At 44.9% G+C, this 21,673-nt stretch carries 17 protein-coding genes; 12 read left to right on the top strand and 5 right to left on the bottom strand.

What is annotated here, in order from left to right; all coding sequences use genetic code 11:
• Positions 1–93 precede the first annotated feature (93 nt).
• A complete protein-coding gene (gene nadK, locus KIV41_RS06380) occupies positions 94–978 on the bottom strand; it encodes an NAD(+) kinase (protein ID WP_005447653.1) in 885 nt (294 codons plus the stop codon).
• A gap of 145 nt (positions 979–1,123) precedes the next feature.
• On the opposite strand from nadK, the gene grpE reads away from it, so the two are divergent.
• From grpE to dnaJ, 4 genes are all read left to right on the top strand, one after another.
• Positions 1,124–1,720, top strand: a complete 597-nt coding sequence (gene grpE / locus KIV41_RS06375; protein WP_005447652.1) for a nucleotide exchange factor GrpE — start codon at positions 1,124–1,126, stop codon at positions 1,718–1,720.
• Between the two features lie 421 nt (positions 1,721–2,141).
• Positions 2,142–3,416: a dicarboxylate/amino acid:cation symporter gene (locus KIV41_RS06370; RefSeq protein WP_010446260.1), complete on the top strand. Its 1,275-nt coding sequence runs from the start codon at positions 2,142–2,144 to the stop codon at positions 3,414–3,416.
• Positions 3,417–3,717: 301 nt separating this feature from the next.
• Complete coding sequence (dnaK, locus tag KIV41_RS06365) at positions 3,718–5,634, top strand: molecular chaperone DnaK (RefSeq protein WP_005447648.1); 1,917 nt, start codon at positions 3,718–3,720, stop codon at positions 5,632–5,634.
• A gap of 202 nt (positions 5,635–5,836) precedes the next feature.
• Positions 5,837–6,985, top strand: a complete 1,149-nt coding sequence (dnaJ, locus tag KIV41_RS06360; RefSeq protein ID WP_005447647.1) for a molecular chaperone DnaJ — start codon at positions 5,837–5,839, stop codon at positions 6,983–6,985.
• 83 nt (positions 6,986–7,068) lie between these two features.
• Here the strand turns inward: dnaJ and KIV41_RS06355 are convergent, their stop codons facing one another.
• Positions 7,069–7,503 carry a type IV pilin protein gene (locus KIV41_RS06355; protein ID WP_029560929.1) on the bottom strand — a complete coding sequence of 145 codons (435 nt, stop codon included), beginning with the start codon at positions 7,501–7,503 and terminating at the stop codon, positions 7,069–7,071.
• Between the two features lie 102 nt (positions 7,504–7,605).
• On the opposite strand from KIV41_RS06355, the gene KIV41_RS06350 reads away from it, so the two are divergent.
• From KIV41_RS06350 to tadA, 6 genes are all read left to right on the top strand, one after another.
• The gene (locus KIV41_RS06350) at positions 7,606–8,118 is read left to right on the top strand and encodes a GspH/FimT family pseudopilin (RefSeq protein ID WP_010446268.1); all 513 of its coding nucleotides are present in this window, start codon (positions 7,606–7,608) and stop codon (positions 8,116–8,118) included.
• Between the two features lie 11 nt (positions 8,119–8,129).
• A complete protein-coding gene (locus KIV41_RS06345) occupies positions 8,130–8,771 on the top strand; it encodes a PilW family protein (RefSeq protein WP_285335918.1) in 642 nt (213 codons plus the stop codon).
• Positions 8,768–10,060 carry a hypothetical protein gene (locus tag KIV41_RS06340; protein WP_010446272.1) on the top strand — a complete coding sequence of 431 codons (1,293 nt, stop codon included), beginning with the start codon at positions 8,768–8,770 and terminating at the stop codon, positions 10,058–10,060. Before KIV41_RS06345 ends, KIV41_RS06340 begins: the two co-directional genes overlap by 4 nt.
• Complete coding sequence (locus KIV41_RS06335; RefSeq protein ID WP_010446274.1) at positions 10,050–10,457, top strand: prepilin-type N-terminal cleavage/methylation domain-containing protein; 408 nt, start codon at positions 10,050–10,052, stop codon at positions 10,455–10,457. Before KIV41_RS06340 ends, KIV41_RS06335 begins: the two co-directional genes overlap by 11 nt.
• Before the next feature lie 294 nt (positions 10,458–10,751).
• Positions 10,752–12,311 (top strand): AbgT family transporter, encoded by a 1,560-nt coding sequence (locus KIV41_RS06330; RefSeq protein ID WP_010446276.1) that lies wholly within the window; start codon positions 10,752–10,754, stop codon positions 12,309–12,311.
• A gap of 521 nt (positions 12,312–12,832) precedes the next feature.
• The gene (gene tadA, locus KIV41_RS06325; RefSeq protein WP_082038721.1) at positions 12,833–13,366 is read left to right on the top strand and encodes a tRNA adenosine(34) deaminase TadA; all 534 of its coding nucleotides are present in this window, start codon (positions 12,833–12,835) and stop codon (positions 13,364–13,366) included.
• A gap of 81 nt (positions 13,367–13,447) precedes the next feature.
• Here the strand turns inward: tadA and KIV41_RS06320 are convergent, their stop codons facing one another.
• Complete coding sequence (locus KIV41_RS06320) at positions 13,448–13,582, bottom strand: hypothetical protein (RefSeq protein WP_010446281.1); 135 nt, start codon at positions 13,580–13,582, stop codon at positions 13,448–13,450.
• Positions 13,583–13,869: 287 nt separating this feature from the next.
• Positions 13,870–15,474, bottom strand: a complete 1,605-nt coding sequence (gene mltF / locus KIV41_RS06315) for a membrane-bound lytic murein transglycosylase MltF (RefSeq protein WP_045387324.1) — start codon at positions 15,472–15,474, stop codon at positions 13,870–13,872.
• 337 nt (positions 15,475–15,811) lie between these two features.
• Here mltF and purL point away from each other — a divergent pair, with 337 nt between their 5' ends.
• Together purL and KIV41_RS06305 are read left to right on the top strand one after the other, a co-directional pair.
• Positions 15,812–19,708: a phosphoribosylformylglycinamidine synthase gene (purL, locus tag KIV41_RS06310; RefSeq protein WP_045387327.1), complete on the top strand. Its 3,897-nt coding sequence runs from the start codon at positions 15,812–15,814 to the stop codon at positions 19,706–19,708.
• Between the two features lie 365 nt (positions 19,709–20,073).
• The gene (locus tag KIV41_RS06305; RefSeq protein ID WP_010446286.1) at positions 20,074–20,376 is read left to right on the top strand and encodes a DUF3622 domain-containing protein; all 303 of its coding nucleotides are present in this window, start codon (positions 20,074–20,076) and stop codon (positions 20,374–20,376) included.
• Between the two features lie 99 nt (positions 20,377–20,475).
• Here the strand turns inward: KIV41_RS06305 and KIV41_RS06300 are convergent, their stop codons facing one another.
• A complete protein-coding gene (locus KIV41_RS06300) occupies positions 20,476–21,546 on the bottom strand; it encodes a succinylglutamate desuccinylase/aspartoacylase family protein (RefSeq protein ID WP_010446288.1) in 1,071 nt (356 codons plus the stop codon).
• Positions 21,547–21,673 lie beyond the last annotated feature (127 nt).

Genomic DNA, 21,673 nt, shown 5'->3' with positions numbered 1-21,673 from the left:
TGAGTGATTGTTGTGGTGAATGATTTTGGCGTTGATAGTTTGTTCTCTGAAAAATAAAAAAGGTTGATAGAACATCAACCTTTTTTATTTTGTTTAGAACAGTTTGCTCGACCACCCAAGTTTGTTTCTTAATACGTGATAGTAGCTGTAGTCCTTTGGATGGATCAGCTTTAGCACATTCGGACTCTGGTAGATGTGTATTTCATCACCAGGAGAGACGGGGAGCGAAACTTGTCCGTCACAACTTACCTCTTGAGTGCCACGGTTTTCTGGGGAAACGACCAGTTTAATACGACGCTTGCCATCGACAACTAATGGGCGGCTAGACAATGTGTGCGGGAACATTGGTACCAGAGAAATCGCGTTTAAGCTTGGTGACAAGATAGGTCCACCACCTGACAGAGAGTAAGCCGTAGAGCCTGTTGGAGTAGAGACGATTAAACCATCGGCACGCAGCGAAAACGCAAAGCTGTCATCAATATAAACTTCAAACTCAATCATGTGCGCCACTTGTCCTGGGTGGAGCACTGCTTCGTTCAATGCCGCGTTATGGCTCTTGATTTGACCATGACGATGGATCTCTGCTTCCAATAAGAAACGCTCTTCTTCTATATATTCGCCTTTTAATACGGCTTTTAATGCTTCTTTGAAATCGTCAGGATTTAGATCCGTCAGGAAACCCAAGTTACCTCGGTTGACACCAATCACAGCAACATCGAAACGAGATAGAATGCGAGCGGCACCCAGCATGTTGCCATCACCGCCAACAACGATAGCGAGATCGGCGTTTTTACCTAGCTCTACGAGGCTAGCAAACTGGCTTTGCGGGATTTCGTCTAAAATTGCAGCAAGGCGATCATCGATAAATACTTGGTAACCTTCAGATGTCAGCCATTCGTATAACTCTCTATGAGTTTGAATTGCCTGCTGATCTCGTGGTTTTCCGATAATCGCGATCACGTTACATGGGTTTTTCATAGCATTTCCGCATTAAAGAGGCTTGAATCAGGAATCTTCATCCCCATAATAATGGCAAGTTACCTAAATATGCGAATTTTTATGTGGTTAAAGCCCACAAAACGTGAGTGGCTTTAAGGACATTAAGTTGAATTCTGGAGATATCATGAGCAACGAAGAAAACAAAGTTACAGAAGAAGAGCTTGATCAAATCATCGAAGAAGCTGAGAAAGTAGAAGCCGCAGCGCAAGAAGCTGAAGCAGAACTTGAAGAAATTGGTGATGAGAAAGACGCTAAGATTGCTCAACTAGAAGCAGCACTACTGTCTAGCGAAACAAAAGTGAAAGATCAGCAAGATGCGGTTCTTCGCTCTAAAGCTGAAGTAGAAAACATGCGTCGTCGTACTGAGCAAGAAATCGATAAAGCTCGTAAGTACGCTCTGAACAAATTCGCTGAAGAACTACTTCCAGTTATCGATAACCTAGAGCGTGCAATCCAAGCTGCAGATGCAGAGCACGAAGTGGTTAAGCCAATTCTTGAAGGTGTTGAGCTAACACACAAGACGTTTGTAGATGCAGTATCGAAATTTGGTTTGAAAGAGATCAACCCAGAAGGTGAAGCATTCAACCCTGAATTCCACCAAGCGATGTCTATTCAAGAAAGCCCAGATCACGAATCAAACACAGTTATGTTTGTGATGCAAAAAGGCTACGAGCTAAACGGTCGAGTTGTTCGTCCTGCAATGGTTATGGTTGCTAAGTAATCAACTAAATCATTGATATAAATATATTAAAACGCCCGCCATTCAATAGCGGGCGTTTTTGTTTCAAACATTACCCTCAACATATTCATCTCTCTGAATATGTGCGCAAAATGAAATTTGATCCCCTTCAAATTTTTTCTTATTGGTAAAAATTTTTCCAATAAGGGATATCCTTTCTTTATCTTGCTTACTTATGGAATGGGTGTGTCTATAAGTTCCTGTTATCACTCGCAATCAAAATTTAATTCTGAATATGAATGTAGATCTAGCGATTTACTTTTAATGTTGTTTATTAACAATCTCGTAAAGAAAGTCTTTATTTTGTAACTGTGGTGTGTATTATTCGCGAGGTCTGCCGTAAAAACCAGCAGATGTAACTATAAAAGTATAAATAGCAAACACAACATTTTGGAGATTTATGATGGATAAATCGCTTTCTAGCAAGATTTTTATCGGCTTGTTTGCGGGTCTTCTGATCGGTACTGCAATTCAGTATCTTTTTAGTGGCGTTGCTCTCTTTGATACTTATTTACTTGGCGCAGCAGAAGGCGCTGGTGGCATGTTTGTATCATTGATTAAGCTGTTAGTAGTACCTCTTGTTTACGTATCTATCGTATGCGGTATCGTTGACCTGAAAGACATCACTGCTTTTGGTCGTCTTGGTGGTAAAACCTTTGCTCTATACATTATCAACACCATCATCGCGATTACTGCGGCACTCACCGTTGGTCTTATTTTCCAACCGGGTGCAGATGCGAATCTAGCGGGTACGATTTCAGAGACCGTTAAACTAACAACAACAGAAACTCCTGACATTTTCTCGTTAGTGGTAAACATTGTTCCAAGCAACCCAGTACAAGCGTTTGCAAATGGCGACATGTTACAAATCATCTTTATGGCAATCCTGACAGGTCTTGCTATTCAAGCTCTTGACTCACGTGGTGGTCCAGCTATTCGTACGTTCAAGATGGCGAATGAAATCATGATGAAGCTGGTTGGTCTAGTAATGAGCCTTGCGCCTTACGGTGTATTTGCTCTGATGATTCAACTAGGCGCAACACTGGATGCAAACACACTGATGTCTGTTGCTGGCTACGTAGCACTTGTTGTTGCAATGCTAGTGTTCTGGATTTTCTTCTTCTACCCAATGGCAGTAGGTATTGCGACGGGCACTTCGCCAAAAACTTTCCTACGTGCAACTCGAGAGCAGATCCTATTCTCGCTATCGACAGCAAGCTCTAACGCGACCATTCCAGTAACAATGCGCACGCTGACTGAGAAGCTTAAAGTATCTAAATCGGTAGCTGGTTTCGGTGTACCACTGGGTGCAACAATGAACATGTCTGGTGTTTCTATCTACATTGCACTAGCAACGATGTTTGTCGCAAACGCATTTGGCCAACCAATCAACACTGCTGATATCTTTACTCTTGGTCTAACTATCTTGCTACTTTCTATCGGTGCTGGTGGTGTTCCGGGCGGCGGCGTAGTGATGGTAGGTGTTCTATTACACCAACTAGGTCTTCCACCAGAAGGTTTAGCAATCATTGCAGCTGTAGACCGTATCAATGATATGTTCTGTACTTCATCTAACGTAGTTGGTGATACAGCAGTAAACACCATTGTTGCGAAGTCTGAAGGCGAGATTGGTAAAGAAGAAGTCGTAGACGCAGAGCCTGCACAAGCAAGCGCATAATTTGCAGTACACTCTTAGTTGAAAAGCGAGGCTATATGCCTCGCTTTTTCTTTTATAGAAACGAGAATCGAGATTGAAAAGTCGAAAGGGGCAGAGTTGCGCTCGTCTCTCGCCTTTTGCGCAACTTTTTTTTGTTTTTTTTCACTCTCTCCCTTGAAAAGCCATTTGCAGCCCTTATCTATTGGGCATAAGAGAAGCAAACAACATTACTTTAGTTTGTGAGCAAGGGTTGAAACCCGATTCTACGTCCCCACATAGGGGATATAGCAAAACAAAATAGAATTTATTCGGAGATAGCCTGATGGGTAAAATCATTGGTATTGACTTAGGTACTACTAACTCATGTGTTGCTGTACTAGACGGCGACAAACCACGTGTAATTGAAAACGCAGAGGGTGAACGTACTACTGCATCGGTTATTGCTTACACTGACGGTGAGACGCTAGTAGGTCAACCAGCGAAACGTCAAGCAGTAACTAACCCAACTAACACGCTATTTGCAATCAAGCGTCTAATTGGTCGTCGTTTTGAAGACGAAGAAGTTCAGCGTGACATCGAAATCATGCCTTACAAAATCGTTAAGGCTGACAACGGTGATGCATGGGTAGAAGCAAAGGGCCAGAAAATGGCGGCTCCTCAAGTATCTGCTGAAGTACTTAAGAAAATGAAGAAAACTGCTGAAGACTTCCTAGGTGAGGAAGTAACTGGCGCAGTTATCACAGTTCCTGCTTACTTTAACGATGCTCAACGTCAAGCTACTAAAGACGCTGGTCGTATTGCAGGTCTAGAAGTTAAACGTATCATCAACGAACCAACAGCGGCTGCTCTAGCATACGGTCTAGACAAGTCAGGTGGCGACCGCACTATCGCGGTATACGACCTTGGTGGTGGTACATTCGACATCTCTATCATCGAAATCGATGAAGTTGAAGGCGAGAAAACATTCGAAGTTCTAGCAACTAACGGTGACACTCACCTTGGTGGTGAAGACTTTGATAACCGTCTAATCAACTACCTAGTAGACGAGTTCAACAAAGAGCAAGGCATCAACCTTAAGAACGATCCACTAGCAATGCAGCGTGTTAAAGAAGCAGCAGAAAAAGCGAAAATCGAGCTTTCTTCTACTTCTCAAACAGACGTAAACCTACCTTACGTTACTGCTGATGCAACTGGTCCTAAGCACATGAACATCAAAGTGACTCGTGCGAAACTAGAATCTCTAGTTGAAGACCTAGTACAACGTTCTCTTGAGCCACTAAAAGTTGCTCTAGCTGACGCTGACCTATCAGTAAACGACATCACTGACGTAATCCTAGTTGGTGGTCAGACTCGTATGCCTATGGTTCAAGCGAAGGTTGCTGAGTTCTTCGGTAAAGAAGCTCGCCGCGATGTAAACCCTGATGAAGCAGTAGCAATGGGTGCTGCAGTTCAAGGTGGTGTACTTGCGGGTGAAGTTAAAGACGTACTTCTACTAGACGTTACTCCACTGTCTCTAGGTATCGAGACAATGGGCGGCGTAATGACTAAGCTAGTTGAGAAAAACACGACTATCCCAACTAAAGCGAACCAAGTTTTCTCTACAGCAGAAGACAACCAGAGCGCGGTAACTATCCACGTTCTTCAAGGTGAGCGTAAGCAAGCGTCTTTCAACAAATCTCTAGGTCAATTCAACCTAGAAGGTATCCAAGCTGCACCACGTGGTATGCCACAAATCGAAGTTACTTTCGACCTAGATGCGGATGGTATCCTACACGTTTCAGCGAAAGACAAGCAAACTGGTAAAGAGCAGAAGATCACTATCCAAGCTTCTGGTGGTCTAAGCGATGACGACATCGAGAAAATGGTTCAAGAAGCAGAAGCTAACAAAGAAGCGGACAAAAAGTTCGAAGAGCTAGCAACTGCACGTAACCAAGCTGACCAAATGATTCACGGTACTCGTAAGCAAGTAGAAGAAGCTGGTGAAGCTCTACCTGCAGAAGAGAAAGAGAAGATTGAAGCAGCTATCTCTGAGCTAGAAACTGCACGTAAAGGTGATGACAAAGAAGCGATCGACGCTAAAGTTCAAGCGCTAATGACTGCAGCTCAAAAGCTAATGGAAATCGCTCAACAACAAGCTCAAGCGCAACAAGCACAAGGTGCTGACGCTGGTGCACAACAGTCTCAAGAAGACGATGTTGTTGATGCTGAGTTCGAAGAAGTTAAAGACGACAAGAAATAATATTTCTTAACTAGGCGGCTTATGGTCGCCTAGAGTCGATAAGACTTTTGTGTGCGGGCGTTTGGGGTAACTCTTACGCCCGTCTGTTTGTCCAAGCTGTCTTTCTAGTTAAGTATTTTGCAATAAGTGCACTTACCTAGAACGATACAAACACCAAGCGGTAAATCATGCCGTTTGCAGTAATTAATTGGTGACGAAGAACATGTCAAAACGTGATTTTTACGAAGTATTAGGCGTAAGCCGTGATGCCTCTGAGCGCGATATCAAAAAGGCGTACAAGCGTCTAGCAATGAAATACCACCCAGACCGTAACCAGGGTGATGAATCTGCTGCGGATAAGTTTAAAGAAGTAAAAGAAGCGTACGAAATTCTCACTGACCCTCAAAAGAAAGCGGCGTACGATCAGTATGGTCATGCTGCTTTTGAACAAGGCGGTGGCGGCTTCGGCGGCGGCGGTTTTGGTGGCGGTGGTGCTGATTTCGGCGACATCTTTGGTGACGTTTTTGGCGATATCTTTGGCGGTGGTCGTCGTGGCGGTGGTCAGCAACGTGCACAACGTGGCGCAGACCTACGTTACAACATGGAACTGTCGCTAGAAGAAGCTGTTCGTGGCGTATCGAAAGAAATCGAAGTACCAACGCTTGTTCATTGTGATACCTGTGACGGTAGCGGTGCGAAGAAAGGTTCTTCAGCTGAGACTTGTGGAACCTGTCATGGTCACGGTCAAGTTCAAATGCGCCAAGGTTTCTTTGCTGTGCAGCAAACCTGTCCTACCTGTCATGGTAAAGGTAAGATCATCAAAGACCCATGTAACGAATGTCATGGTCAAGGTCGCAAACAGAAAACTAAGACACTTAACGTTAAGATCCCAGCAGGTGTTGATACTGGCGATCGCATTCGTCTATCTGGCGAAGGCGAAGCTGGAGAAATGGGTGCACCAGCAGGTGACCTATACGTACAAGTTCACGTGAAAGAGCACCATATCTTCGAACGTGAAGGCAACAACTTGTATTGTGAAGTGCCAGTTAGCTTTGCTATGGCTGCTCTAGGTGGTGAAGTTGAAGTTCCGACACTAGATGGTCGTGTGAACCTTAAAGTACCAACAGAAACGCAAACAGGACGTATGTTCCGTATGCGCGGTAAAGGGGTGAAAGGCGTTCGTGGTGGCGGTGTTGGTGACCTAATCGTTAAGCTTGTAGTAGAGACTCCAGTTAACTTGAGCGCTCGTCAGAAAGAATTGCTTAAAGAGTTTGATGAGTCTTGTGGTGGCGATGCTGCAACTAAGCACAAGCCAAAATCGGAAGGTTTCTTCAACGGTGTGAAGAAGTTCTTCGATGATCTAACTAGCTAATAGCTCGGTTAGTTGAATCCAATAAAAAGCCTGCAGTGATGCAGGCTTTTTTGTGTTTGTAGCTCAGTCAATGATAATGATGCTTACTCCCAGCAAGCACTTGGTGATGCTACGTTAGAAGACGTGAGTGTTATAGTATTTTGTCTGTTAGGGAAACACTTATCATTACTTTGGCCTCTCTCAGGCTTCGCTGTTGCTGAGATAATATATGATTCAGTTGCCGAGCTAGCTACAGAGAATGTAAAGCGGTCTCGATCAGAGTTACATACTAGGCAGCGTCCTTGGGAGATAAGAGTGCTCCAATCATATTGTCCGTTGTAGTTTGCTTCAAGTTCTAACTGAATTCTGCTGATATCGGTTAAGGCAATAGTGCGGTGTGATTTTAAAGTGTGGTTAACATATGCAGGGTATGAGACAGCGGTTACTACACCTAATATAGCCAATACCACAACTAACTCGATCAATGTCATTCCACTTAATCTAAATTTGTAACTGTTACATATAATTGTTCGAATCATTTCGAGTAGTTCCTTTTCTCTTCTCCTCCTATTTTTAATAGCTGATAGCATCACTGCAAGAATGGTTTTGAACATTTAGCTCTTTTCATAGGAATTTGGGAAATGCATCGCGGCTTTACTTTATTGGAACTAATTATTTCATTAGCGGTATTTAGTATCGTTGCTGCTGTTGCTGCGCCAAACTTACATGGTTTATTAGAGACTAGCAAAATGCAGCGCTTAGCAAAGGAGCTGCATGGCTTTGTTCTGGAGGCCAAATCTGAAGCAGTCCTTAGGCGCGAGCGTCTATGGATACATATCTATATGGTTGGAGCTAGTGATAGTAGTGGAAATTGGTGGCTTGAGTTGACTGATAATATTGACCCCAATTTAGGAAATAAATTACTGACCCTATCTGGTAAGCCATATGATGGGATTTTTATCACTTCAAATTACAATTCATCACAAATTTCTTTTGATAGTATTCATGGTCGGCCAGCCTCTGGGCATTTTAGGTTTCATCCGGTTAATAACACAAATAAAGAACTCAAACTTATTTCATTTACTCGTTCCGCTCGTTTCAAAATGTGTAGTAATAGCCAAACAGAGCAGTACTTTGGTTATGTTGGTTGCTGAGGAGTGAAAATATGAAACGATCTAATCAGCTTGGAATGGGGTTAGTTGAACTCCTTATATCCTCTGCATTTGGCTTGATTGTACTTGCAACCGTTACCTCAGTTTTTTTAAAGGGGCAGCAATTAGCAGCTAAGAGAGCACAAGAGCTTGGTCTTTTACAAAATACGACGAGTGTTTTGCAAATGCTGAGGTCTGATGTTCAGAGGGCTGGCTATGATGGCTCAGATGGTCTTTCACTCAAATTGGTCGGGGCTGATAGTACGATCTTTTCAGTCAGCAATGCCAACCAAACGTTATTAGCTTACGCTTATTTATCCCAAGTCTCAGGTGGGGTCCCATATTACAAAAATGTGGTGTATGAGCAACGAGGTCAGCTTGATACTTCTTTTTATATTTGTGAAAGAGACTTAGCGAACCGAGTTATTAATATTGTTGAAGCTCAGGATTTTTCGAACCAAGTAGGCCCTTGTAATAATTTATTCGATGAGAATTGGATTCATCTAAATAGCTTTCAGGTTGCGAATGAAAAGGTCGAACATAATGGAGTAAAAAGCGCGTTCTTAACAGTAAATCTATCCGTTCAACTTGCTCATGACAGTAATGTGAACACCTCTCAGAGTTTTACTATCAAACAAAGGAATTGGCAGGAATGAATAAGCAAAGCGGTGCTGCCACATTACTGGTTACTAGCATGCTTCTAGTTGCAGCTTTAGTCGTCACCTTAGGGAGTTACAAGTCATTATTTTATCAAATAAAGCAGGCAAATAACCAAATCGTATCAAGGCAGGAGCATTGGCAAGCCGAAGGTGGCTTAGAGTGTGGATTTACCCATATAGTAGATAACAACTTATCAGGTGTTCCTGCAAATTTAGCACAGCAATGTACTAGTTATTCAATTGATATCCTTCAAGGCTCTCTTCATGAACCAGATATTTTGATTTCAGAAGTTGGCTATGCACGGGTTGCAAAAAAACTGGCGTTTGTTGGAGGAGGAGGATTTGGTGCGATCCGTTCTACAGCAGACATTATTGCTCATGGCTCCGCTGTGCTTGCACCCCCGGATCCTGGGAGATATAACAATGCTGGCTACTACGAGTGTGTCGGCGCAATTGTGAAACGAAGGTTTATTGCGTCAGGTATAACCAATAAAGGGCTAGGTGGTGCGATCCCTCCTCCTTCCGCAGGGTTCGATCAATCTAAAAACTGTGGTTCCAGTTACCAAACAGAAACTTCAGTTCACACGGGTATTTGGCAAGATGCAGATGGGAATTATCAAAGGGAGTACGCTGAGTTAGATATTCAACAAGACCCAAAGTTGGATCCATTCTTAGACTACTTTGGAGTCGAGAAAGATAAATGGCAGTCTGTTCGAGATGATCCTGCTCAAAACTTCCTGACTGTATCCATGGGCGGTGGGAAAGATATTGATTGTGTAAGTAAGTTTATCAATGAGTTAAAGGATAATAAGCCATATAAAATCTGGATCGATGGCTCGTGCCAAATAACTGATACCCAGTTAACAAGCTTAAAACAGCTACAAAGTAAAAATGACAAACTGAACTTGTTCATTTTAGTTCATAACGGAGTGTTAGGTATTAACGGTAGTGGCACGATCAGAGGTATGTTATTTCATTTCAATAGTGGGTACGCACCGACTCAAGAACAATGGGACAATTTGAAAGATATCAAGCCTTATTTAAATGCAAACTTTAATACTTATATAGATACTTTGTATGGGACTTCATCAGGTATATCGCCATTATTGGCAACTTACTTCCAGCGGGGCTCATTTTCCTTAACAGGTGGACAGATCTTTGATGCTGACGGGCAAATGGCTTTGTTTGATAACTCACTAAGGCTTGCATTTAACTCTGACGTAATTAACTCGTTTTCTACTCCAATTAATGTCAAATGGGTTAAGGGATCGTGGAATGACTTCTAAACAGAAAGGATTTAGTCTAATTGAAGTACTTGTGTCTACTTTATTGCTAGGCGGAGGGGTATTAGGCTTGACCCAACTTCAGGTATACATGGAGAAGGAGTCAGAATACGCGCTAAACAGTTTAGAGGCTTTACAGCTTGCAGAAGAGAAGCTTGAGTGGTTTCGAACTCGCGGTGCCTCTTCTGCTTCTTCTGACATTGTGGTGGCTGATTTTGATGCAGATATCATCGCAGGTAACTCAACCAATGGCGCATATACAGTTCAATGGGAGCTACTTCCTGCACCTATTGCGAATTTAAAAGTGGTAAAGGTTGAGGCAACTTGGCTTGATAGGGCAGGAGATACACAAGGTGTTGAATTGCAAACAATGATTTCGCGTTATAGTGAATTTGACTGAGTTGACATTGAATTATCAGTGTTTCGAATGCTTAAATTGCTTGTTATGTCTGGTTTTTATCTTAATTTTTCTCGGTTAACAAAGCGTTGTGTTGTTGTTGTTTTTGCTGGGGTGTAACTGTTTTTATTATGTTTAATTGATATGGTAATTTTGCAAAATATGTCTCCAAATATGGAAAAAATGCCAGAACCTTGTGCTTTCTGATTTGCTATTTAATAGAATGCTCGGTTGAAAATAGGCCGTTATAATTATTCAAATAGGCCATGGCACCAACATCATTCATATGGAGTTACCATGAGTAACCAAGCTGTAAATAAGGCACCGTCACCGAAGCCGAGCGGTATGGATCGCTTCCTGAACTTTATCGAGCGAGCAGGTAACAAAATTCCTGATCCTGCGATTTTGTTCTTCTGGGCACTAATCATTACTTGGGCTGCGTCTGCACTTTTGTCGAATGTTTCTTTCGACCTTCTAAACCCTCGAACTGGCGAAGCTCTCACAATCACTAACCTTCTAACAGGCGAAGCACTAGCAAGTTTCCTTGCTAACATGGTGACAACGTTCACTGGCTTTGCACCACTTGGTATCGTTCTTGTAGCGATGTTGGGTGTAGGTGTTGCCGATTCTTCTGGCTTCATCACCACTGGTCTTAAGAAGATGCTGAACTTCACGCCAGCTAAACTTCTTACTCCAATGCTAATTCTTGTAGCAATCGTATCGCACACTGCGGCGGATGCGGGCTACGTTCTAGTTATTCCTCTTGGTGGTATCATCTTCCACGCGGCTGGTCGTCACCCTCTAGCGGGTATCGCGGCAGCGTTTGCAGGTGTATCAGGTGGTTTCTCTGCAAACTTCATCCCTTCAGGTATCGATCCTCTATTGGCTGGTTTCACGCAAACAGCTGCACAGGTTCTAGATCCTGAGTACGTGGTTAACCCTCTAGCGAACATCTTCTTTACTGGTCTATCTTCAGTAATCATTGTTGCTATCGGTTGGTACGTAACTGAGAAAATCATCGAGCCACGTCTAAAGAACACTCCAATCGACGAAGACGCAGAGAAAGCACCAGATCTAGGTTCTTTCACGGAGCTTGAGTCTAAAGCGTTCCGTTACGCAGGTTGGGCTATGATGGCGGGTATCGCACTTCTTGTTGTGGCGCTTATCCCAGAAAACTCTGCACTGCGTTCACCTGAAGGTGAGATCACTGCGTTCTCTGCGCCAATCATGAAGTCTATCGTTCCGTTGATCTTCATCCTGTTTATCATTCCAGGTTACGTTTACGGTCGAGTTTCTGGCACGTTCAAGACAAGTAACGACATCATCAAAGCGATGGCGGATACCATGTCTACTATGGGCGCATACATCGTAATGTCGTTCTTCTGTGCACAGTTCCTATCTGCATTCGCGCAATCAAACATCGGTACGATGCTAGCGCTTTACGGTGCGGAAGGTCTGAAAGCAATGAACCTACCTGGTGAAGCAACTATCATCGGTATGATTCTTCTAACAGCTTCTGTAAACCTTCTAATCGGTTCTGCATCTGCGAAATGGGCTCTTATTGGTCCAATCCTAGTTCCTATGCTAATGGCTGTGGGTATCTCTCCTGAGCTATCTCAGGCGGCTTACCGCGTAGGTGACTCTGTATCGAACATCATTTCACCTCTGATGGTATTCTTCCCTCTAGTAGTGGTTTACTGTCAACGTTACGTGAAGTCGACAGGTATCGGTACACTAGCATCGCTAATGATGCCATTCTCGATTGCAATGCTAATCGGCTGGTCTATCTTCCTAGTAGTTTACTGGATGCTAGGCATTCCTCTAGGTATCCAAGCGCCATACACTTACACAATGTAAATACCGTCATATTTGGCGCTGTAGCGTTGTTAACTGCGCAAGTTCACCGGAGCGCTGGCCGCCCTAATCACATAGAGCCTCTATGCTCATAGGGCTGAACTTGCTTGTTGCCTAGCTACAACACCAACTATTTAGGTATTGGTAATTCGAAAGCGCTGGTCGAGAGACTGGCGCTTTTTTGTTTTGGGAGGCGGGAACGGACTTTGCCCTTCGGGACACAAAATAAAGAGATCCCCAACTCGCTCGTACCTCGCTCTTGAGGATGACGAGAAGACAGTCCTGTATTTATTCAACGTCATTCCCGAAAGCGACGAAGGAGCGTTGTCGGGAATCTCTCGTTAATAATGCAACTGAAGAGCGCCTCAGTTTGCTTGTGCCTCACTCTTGAAGGTGACAATCAAACTGCTTTGAATCACGGTATTTGTACCCTAACAGGTAAAATCATCCCGCTTCCACTTCCCCTCTTTGAAGGTTAAAATCCACTTTCAATCACGATCTATCCCAAATTCCGGAGCTTCCTTTTGTCAGATTCTCAGTTTTCCCCTCAAGACGAACTATTTATGCGCCGTGCGATGGAGCTTGCCGAGCAAGCTGAAGCTGAAGGGGAGGTGCCGGTGGGCGCTGTTCTGGTAAAAGATGGAGAGATTATTGCTGAAGGCTGGAACCGTTCTATTTGTGCTCATGATGCAACGGCGCATGCGGAGATCCAGACACTGCGCAAAGCCGGCGAAGCCTTGAGTAACTACAGGCTTCTTGATACCACACTGTATGTCACTTTAGAACCTTGCCCAATGTGCGCAGGTGCGTTATTACACAGCCGAGTCAAGCGTGTTGTCTATGGTGCTCCAGACTTAAAAGCAGGTGCGGCAGGGACGGTATTGAACTTATTCGCAAGCCAAGCGGCGTATCATTACGCGACGGTGGAAAGCGGATTATTAGAGGATGAATGCCGCTCTCAGCTACAAGCCTTCTTTAAGCGTCGCCGTAAAGAAATTAAAGCCAAGAAGGAAGCGCAGAAAGCGTTGGAGAACGAGCAGGAGAATAAAGAAAAGTAGGTTGAGAGGGAGGGAATGAGTTCTTTTCGCCTAGAAGTTTTTAGCAAACACCTACTCAGAAGTAGATGTTTGCTTCAAGTTTCAGTGGTTCACTAGGTGAACAAATACACGGTTACGTGCACTGACTTTTTTCTTCATTGTTGTAAGCTTGCGCTTACGGCGGTTTGCAGCCACTGTCTTATTCAAACGTTTTGACTGCACTCTGCGTTTTCTCATATTCAGAACCTCTTGCAGGCAACGAACACACTCTCCGACACTCGCACCGCAAAGCGTCTGATTCATTATCAATCGATGACATTCTGATGAAGCACGCTTACAGAGGAAGGTGGCATCAGTTCGAGGAGAGGTGACTAAAAGAGCATCTCTTTCATGCGAGCCAGTTATTGGTATGACACCAAATAGAATCACAAGCTAGATAAGCCCGAAAGACTGGATTCTAGATAACTTTATCTGTTGACTCAATAAAAAAATAGCGAGCTGAGTGCTCGCTATTTTCGAAGGGTTTATTCTGCTTTTTGAGCAGGCGTTTGCTCTGTCCCTTGAGGCGAACTCCCTTCAGTATTTGATGTGGCTTCAACCGCGCCTGAAACTTGCTCAGCGAGTGTCTCTACCGCTCCTGAAATTAGCAAATCTGGATTGAGCGGTGGTATCACTTGTAGGTCGTCGGTATCTTCATCAATCGCAGGTTTTTGGCTCACGTGGCCAATGATCGATTGGTAGTAACGACGAATACTCTCAACGTAGTTACGTGCCTCATCGCCACGAGCATAACCGTAACGAGTTTGGCTGTAGAAACGCTTCTGACGCAGCAACGGTAGACGCTCTTTCACATCTGCCCATGAATTTGGATCGCCACCTTGTGCCTTCGTTAATCTTCGAGCATCCATCATGTGACCATAACCGACATTATACGATGCTAATGCAAACCAAATCTTCTCATGCTCATTGATTGAATCTGGTACGCGGGCCACGATACGGCGTAGATACTCAACACCACCACGTACTGACTGTTCAGGATCAAGGCGGTTAGTTACGCCAACACTTTTTGCTGTCGGCAGCGTTAACATCATCATGCCTCGCACACCTGTTGGTGATTTTGCAGCAGGTTTCCAATGTGACTCTTGGTAAGCTAACGCGGCAATTAAGCGCCAATCAAACTCTTCACTGTATTTCTGGAACAGTGGTGCCCATTTGGGCAAGGTGTTGTCCAGTGCTCGAATAAAGGCTCGAGTATCTACATAATCAAACGCTTCAATATGACCAATGTACTTCTCTTCTAATGTTGCTAGTTCACCAGACTGTTTGATGCCGCCAAAGAACTCGATCAACATTGCGTACAAGCTTTCATCTTCAGATCGGCGTGTAAACCAAGACACTGGCTGGTCTTCTGTTAACTCAAAGGCTTGTGCAAGGTCAGGATAAAGTCGCTGAGCCAAAGATAACTCTACCGAATCAGTTACGGTAAATCGGAGTTCACCTGTAGATACTTGTTTTAATAGATCGCGAGTATCCGCATCACCAACAATTTCAAATTGAAGCTCAGGGTACTCTTTTTGTAGCGTAGTTAATGTTGGAACAAATTGTGATTGTTCAACGATTTGTAGCGTTTCTGCACCAGCATTGGCTTCTTTATCTTCCGCTTTGTCATCTTTAGATTCTTGATAGCTGATTAGCTGGTCAATATCGCGTGGGCGCAGTTGACCTTTCTTATACACTACTTGTTGACTGACGTAGTAATAAGCAGGTCCAGGGCGGAAGCGTTGTACCGCTTGAGAGGTTTGGTTTAAACCTGTCGCGATGATATCGATATCACCTTTTTTCAGGGCAGGGAATAACTCAGCTTGTCGGAAAGCAGGTTTGATTTCCAACTTAACACCTAACTGTTCAGCAAACTTGCGCGCCAGTTCGTAATCCAGGCCAGCAGGGCCATCAGGACCAATGTAATAGGAAAGTTGGTTGTTGAGAGTGCCAACTCGCAGAACACCACGTTCTTGGATTAGCTCAAACTCACTTTTAGGCTCCGATTCAATCTGGCAGGCAGAAAGTAGAAGCACAGAGGCGAAAAGTAGGGCGCTGCGCTTGAATCGGTTGAACTGACTTATTTGCATTAATTTGGTACGTCTCGATAAATTCTAGTTGCCTTTATATCAAAGCGTGCAAGTTGGGCAAAGTGAATCAGACAGATAGAGTGCGACATTGTGTGTTTTATCGACATTTCGGCTGTAACTCTAATTTGACAAAAAAAATGACGCAAACGGTTGCTTTTAGTGTTACATCACAAAAACAATTGCTATATAATGCGCTCGCAACGAAGAGGTGGCATCGGCATAGGTTTGAAAAACCTTCGGGAATAGCTTCGAAGTAAAACAGTCTAACCCACTGAATTTATTCCAATATCACCTCAGGTCAATAGACCTTAACCAATTGCATAAGAGACCTAAGCACATGAGAATTTTTCGTGGCTCCCCAGCTCTATCTGAATTTCGTGTTAACAAGCTTCTAGAGCTTTGTCGTGAACTAGGCTTACCTGTCACAGGTATTTACGCAGAGTTTGCTCACTTTGCTGAGCTATCAGCAGATCTAGATGATCAAGAAGTTGAGAAACTAGAGAAACTCCTGACTTACGGTCCAACAATTGAAGAGCATGCGCCAGAAGGACTTCTGCTGCTTGCGACTCCTCGTCCAGGTACGATTTCTCCTTGGTCTTCTAAGTCTACCGACATCGCGAATAATTGTGGCCTAGCTAAAGTGGTTCGCCTAGAACGCGGTACTGCTTACTATATTGAAACATCATCTGATCTTTCTGAGCTTCAACTTGTTGAGCTGAAAGCGATTCTTCACGATCGCATGATGGAAGTTATCTTTACTGATTTCGAATCAGCAGCGGCACTTTTCCAAGTGGCAGAGCCAGCACCAGTGGCTGACGTTGACCTACTTGTTGGTGGCCGTGCTGCGCTTGAAAACGCAAACGTTACCCTAGGTCTTGCTCTTGCTGATGATGAGATCGAATACCTATACGATGCGTTCGTAAACAAGCTAGACCGTAACCCAACCGATATCGAACTGATGATGTTTGCACAGGCGAACTCAGAGCACTGTCGTCACAAGATCTTTAATGCAGATTGGACTATCGACGGCGTTAAGCAAGAGAAGTCTCTGTTCAAGATGATCAAAAACACATTTGAAACCACGCCAGAAAATGTTCTATCTGCCTACAAAGATAACGCAGCGGTAATGGTGGGTTCCGATGTTGGTCGTTTCTTCCCGAACCCAGAAACTCGCCAGTACGGTTACAACCAAGAGAAAGCGCACATCCTAATGAAGGTGGAAACGCACAACCACCCAACCGCTATCTCTCCTTGGCCGGGTGCTTCTACAGGTTCAGGCGGTGAAATCCGCGACGAAGGTGCGACTGGTATTGGTGGTAAGCCAAAAGCAGGTCTTGTTGGCTTCACTACGTCTAACCTACGTATTCCTGGTTTTGAACAGCCATGGGAAACAGATTTCGGTAAGCCGGCTCGCATCGTTAACGCCCTAGACATCATGCTAGAAGGCCCACTTGGTGGCGCGGCGTTCAACAACGAATTTGGTCGTCCAAATCTACTTGGTTACTTCCGTACTTACGAAGAAAAAGTGAACTCTCACGCAGGTGAAGAGGTTCGTGGTTACCACAAGCCAATCATGATTGCTGGTGGTATGGGTAACATCCGTGACGAGCACGTTCAGAAGAAAGAGATCCCGGTAGGTGCGAGCCTAATCGTACTTGGTGGTCCTGCAATGAACATCGGTCTTGGCGGTGGTGCTGCTTCTTCAATGGCATCTGGTCAATCAGCAGAAGACCTAGATTTCGCTTCAGTACAGCGTGAAAACCCAGAGATGGAGCGTCGCTGTCAGGAAGTGATCGACCGTTGTTGGCAGCTTGGCGAACAGAACCCAATCGCATTTATCCACGATGTTGGCGCAGGTGGTATCTCTAACGCACTTCCAGAGCTTGTAGACGATGGCGAACGTGGTGGTATCTTCCAACTACGCGATGTTCCAAACGATGAACCAGGCATGAGCCCACTTGAGATCTGGTGTAACGAATCTCAAGAACGCTACGTAATGGCAGTTGCGCCAGAGAACATGGAAGTATTCGACGCTATCTGTAAGCGTGAGCGCGCACCATACGCAGTAGTAGGTATCGCAACAGAAGAGCGTGAGCTGAAGTTAGAAGATTCACACTTCGACAATACACCAATCGACATGCCAATGGATGTGCTTCTTGGTAAGACGCCTAAGATGCACCGTGATGCGAAAACGCTTAAAGCGAATAACCCAGCGGTTAACCGTGACGATATAGAGCTAAACGAAGCCGTGGATCGCGTTCTACGTCTTCCGACGGTTGCAGAAAAAACATTCCTAATCACCATCGGTGACCGCACGGTGACTGGCTTAGTAGCGCGTGACCAAATGGTTGGTCCTTGGCAGGTTCCAGTCGCTAACTGCGCAGTAACCGCAGCAAGCTACGACACTTACCATGGTGAAGCGATGTCAATGGGTGAGCGTACTCCAGTTGCTCTACTAGACTTTGGTGCTTCAGCTCGTCTAGCGGTTGGTGAAGCAATCACCAACATCGCTGCGACAAACATCGGTGATATCAAACACATTAAATTGTCTGCGAACTGGATGTCTCCAGCAGGCCACCCAGGTGAAGATGCAGGTCTTTACGAAGCAGTGAAAGCTGTGGGTGAAGAGCTATGTCCAGCACTTGGTCTGACTATCCCTGTGGGTAAAGACTCAATGTCGATGAAGACTAAGTGGGAAGAGAATGGCGAGCAGAAAGAAGTAACGTCTCCGCTGTCTCTGATCATCACTGCGTTTGCTCGTGTTGAAGATGTGCGTAAGACAATCACGCCGCAACTACGTACAGACAAAGGTGACACGTCACTAGTTCTTATCGACCTAGGTAACGGTCAAAACCGTCTAGGCGCAACAGCGCTAGCACAGGTTTACAAGCAGCTTGGTGATAAGCCAGCAGACGTAGATAACGCAGCACAGCTAAAAGGTTTCTACGAAGGCGTTCAAACTCTAGTAGCGAATGACCAAGTAGTGGCTTACCACGATAAAGGTGATGGCGGTCTATTCGTTACTCTTGCTGAGATGGCATTCGCGGGTCACTGTGGTGTGAAAGCTGACATTGCTGACCTTGGCGAAGATACTCTAGCAGCACTATTTAACGAAGAGCTAGGCGCAGTAGTTCAGGTTAAGAACGATGACCTAGACGCTGTACTTTCAACGCTAGCAGCAAACGGTCTTGAAGCATGTTCACACGTAATCGGCTCTGTAGAAGCATCTGATGAGTTAGTGATTACTTCTGGTGAGACTGTAGTTCTTGAGCGTAGCCGTACTGAACTACGTACTATCTGGGCAGAGACAACGCACAAGATGCAAGGTCTACGTGATAACCCAGCATGTGCGGACCAAGAGCATGAAGCGAAGAAAGACAACTCTGACCCAGGCCTAAACGTTAAGCTAAGCTTCGATGTAAATGAAGACATCGCAGCGCCATATATCGCGAAAGGCGCTAAGCCTAAGATGGCAATTCTGCGTGAGCAGGGCGTTAACTCTCATGTAGAGATGGCTGCAGCCTTTGACCGTGCTGGCTTTGAAGCAACGGATGTTCACATGAGCGATATCCTAACGGGTCAAGCTGTACTGGAAGAGTTCCAAGGCCTAGTGGCGTGTGGTGGCTTCTCTTACGGTGACGTTCTAGGCGCCGGTGAAGGTTGGGCTAAGTCTATCCTGTTCAATGAACAAGCTCGCAACCAGTTTGAAGGCTTCTTTAAGCGTGAAGATACGTTCTCTCTAGGTGTGTGTAACGGCTGTCAGATGCTATCGAACCTGAAAGAGCTAATCCCAGGAGCAGACCTGTGGCCACGCTTTGTTCGTAACGAATCTGAGCGTTTTGAAGCTCGCTTTAGCCTAGTTGAAGTACAAAAGTCTGACTCTGTATTCTTCGATGGTATGGAAGGCTCGCGTATGCCAATCGCGGTTTCTCACGGTGAAGGTCGCGTAGAAGTACGTGGTGCTGAACACCTAGCGGCGATTGAAGCGTCAGGCACGGTTGCAGTTCGTTACGTTGATAACCACGGTAACCCAACTCAGCAATACCCGAACAACCCGAACGGTTCGCCAAACGCAATCACAGGTCTAACGACTCAAGATGGCCGTGTGACTATCATGATGCCGCACCCTGAGCGTGTATTCCGTACAGTAGCGAACTCATGGTCTCCAGAAGGTTGGGGCGAGAATGGTGCTTGGATGCGTATGTTCCAAAATGCACGTAAGAACATCGGCTAATTACGACGTCGTTCGTCAACATTAACGAAACTGATAAGCGCTGGTTGAGAGACCGGCGCTTTCTTTATTTCAGATAATCGAGAATGGATCTCGTCCTATGGAACGCCTCGCTTCGAGATGCGAGAAAGAACAGTGGCGTCATTTCCTAGACTGACGAAGGAAGGAGTAGGAAATCTCTTTTTAACAATGAATCGTGAGAGCTCCCCAATTCGTTCGTGCCTTATCTACTGTAAAAAACTTGCAGCGTTTCGGTAACTTTTATGCTCTAATACCGCGCTTACCAAGGGATGGTGTTAAACAGCTCAGCTTAGATGGAGTTATCAAGTTGACCGAATCCCTGATTAATCCCTTAGGAAATGAAAGAAATGTCTAAAAATCCAAAATTTGCTATCCGCGTAACTGAAAAACGTAACGGTTGGAGCGCAGAGATCACTCGTCAAGTGACATCTCGTAAGACTGTAGTATCAAAACGTGAAACTGGCTTTGACAGCGAAGAGAAAGCACAAGCTTGGGCTGAGCAAGAACTAGCAGGTTTTGTTCAAAACCAAGTGGTTCGTAACGAGCGTAAAGCTGTACAGCGTCAAGAGCGTGAAGCAGAGCAACTAGCGGCAAAAGTTCGCAAAGAAGAAGCTCGCAAAGCACGCGAAGTTGAAGCTGACGAAGAGTAATCTCAGCTTACTAGATGGTCGATTTGTACCATCAAATCTGAATTAAAAAATGCCCCGAGCTCATCTCGGGGCATTTTTATTTGAATGGAAATTAAGAGGTTACTGTTGAGTGTCTAACGGGATTTGCCCTGTCGTTACTTGATCGACATCAAACTCAGTCAGCTCTTCAATGTAGCTTTCAACCGCTTGCTCTACCACTTCATCGTTTTGCTTGAAGTAAGCGATATGGAAAATAGCATCGCCTTCATTCACAAGTGGCAGTGTTTGCTGGCCAATAACGATACCACCTTTCGGTGCGACTAGTTCAAGCTCATCGTGACCCAGAGGAGAGCTGATGTATGCTAGCGTTTCGCCTTCTTCTACCTTGTCTCCTAGGTTAACCACAGTACGCAAAATACCGTTACCGGATGCACGAACCCAGCTGGTGGATTTTGCGATAATTGGTTCAGGTAGTTTCTTACGGCTCGCACGTAGCATACCGATTGCTTGCATCACACGTTGAACGCCCAGTACACCTGCGCTGATGGAAAGTGGGTCAAAGCGCAGAGCTTCACCCGCTTCATAGGTCAGTACTGGGATATCGCATTTCTCCGCTTCGCTACGCAGAGAACCGTCACGTAGAGCTGAGTCTACGATCACTGGTGTGGCAAATGCTTTTGCAATACGCAGTGTCTCAGGATTGCTCAAGTTCGCGCGGATCTGTGGCAGGTTAGTACGGTGAATCGCACCCGTGTGAAGATCCAAAATATAGTCACAACGCTTGGCGATGTTATTGAAGAAACCATGCGCCATACGTGATGCTAATGCACCTTTTTCACTGCCTGGGAAGCAACGGTTTAGGTCACGGCGGTCTGGTAGGTAGCGCGATTTATGGATAAAGCCGAACACGTTCACGATAGGCACGGCAATCACGGTACCTTTCAGCTTTGCAGGATCCAATTGGTTGATCATCTGACGAACGATCTCTACGCCATTAAGCTCATCACCATGGATCGCGGCATTCACCATGAGCACAGGACCTTCTTGCTTACCGTGGATAATTTCCACAGGGATAGAAAGCGGTGAGTGCGTGTAAAGCTGCGCTGCTTCAAATTCAGTTTCTAATCGCTGCCCTGGTTGTACTTGATGCCCGAGTAGCTCAAATACTTTGCTTTTTTTACTTCTGGCCATAAACCATCTCTGTCAAATACGTTATCAACAATGTAACAACTGGTTCAAAATCACACTAATCATTCTTGTTGATGTGACGAAAAAAACATTTTGTTGATGTGAGTAATAAAGCGCCAGATGTACTTTG

Origin of the sequence: Vibrio sp. D401a, assembly GCF_030248515.1 — a bacterium.
Classification (GTDB): domain Bacteria; phylum Pseudomonadota; class Gammaproteobacteria; order Enterobacterales; family Vibrionaceae; genus Vibrio; species Vibrio rotiferianus.
Note: the sequence above shows the minus strand (reverse complement) of the source record. Positions and strands in the feature narration are given on the sequence as shown.

Excerpts from the sequence above, each read along its gene's own strand:
- KIV41_RS06305 (WP_010446286.1), top strand. The coding sequence starts at position 20,074 with ATGTCTAAAAATCCAAAATTTGCTATCCGCGTAACTGAAAAACGTAAC.
- purL (WP_045387327.1), top strand. The coding sequence starts at position 15,812 with ATGAGAATTTTTCGTGGCTCCCCAGCTCTATCTGAATTTCGTGTTAAC.
- nadK (WP_005447653.1), bottom strand. The coding sequence starts at position 978 with ATGAAAAACCCATGTAACGTGATCGCGATTATCGGAAAACCACGAGAT.
- KIV41_RS06355 (WP_029560929.1), bottom strand. The coding sequence starts at position 7,503 with ATGATTCGAACAATTATATGTAACAGTTACAAATTTAGATTAAGTGGA.
- KIV41_RS06350 (WP_010446268.1), top strand. The coding sequence starts at position 7,606 with ATGCATCGCGGCTTTACTTTATTGGAACTAATTATTTCATTAGCGGTA.
- grpE (WP_005447652.1), top strand. The coding sequence starts at position 1,124 with ATGAGCAACGAAGAAAACAAAGTTACAGAAGAAGAGCTTGATCAAATC.
- KIV41_RS06320 (WP_010446281.1), bottom strand. The coding sequence starts at position 13,582 with ATGAGAAAACGCAGAGTGCAGTCAAAACGTTTGAATAAGACAGTGGCT.
- KIV41_RS06335 (WP_010446274.1), top strand. The coding sequence starts at position 10,050 with ATGACTTCTAAACAGAAAGGATTTAGTCTAATTGAAGTACTTGTGTCT.
- dnaJ (WP_005447647.1), top strand. The coding sequence starts at position 5,837 with ATGTCAAAACGTGATTTTTACGAAGTATTAGGCGTAAGCCGTGATGCC.
- mltF (WP_045387324.1), bottom strand. The coding sequence starts at position 15,474 with ATGCAAATAAGTCAGTTCAACCGATTCAAGCGCAGCGCCCTACTTTTC.
- KIV41_RS06370 (WP_010446260.1), top strand. The coding sequence starts at position 2,142 with ATGGATAAATCGCTTTCTAGCAAGATTTTTATCGGCTTGTTTGCGGGT.
- KIV41_RS06330 (WP_010446276.1), top strand. The coding sequence starts at position 10,752 with ATGAGTAACCAAGCTGTAAATAAGGCACCGTCACCGAAGCCGAGCGGT.
- KIV41_RS06340 (WP_010446272.1), top strand. The coding sequence starts at position 8,768 with ATGAATAAGCAAAGCGGTGCTGCCACATTACTGGTTACTAGCATGCTT.
- KIV41_RS06345 (WP_285335918.1), top strand. The coding sequence starts at position 8,130 with ATGAAACGATCTAATCAGCTTGGAATGGGGTTAGTTGAACTCCTTATA.
- dnaK (WP_005447648.1), top strand. The coding sequence starts at position 3,718 with ATGGGTAAAATCATTGGTATTGACTTAGGTACTACTAACTCATGTGTT.
- KIV41_RS06300 (WP_010446288.1), bottom strand. The coding sequence starts at position 21,546 with ATGGCCAGAAGTAAAAAAAGCAAAGTATTTGAGCTACTCGGGCATCAA.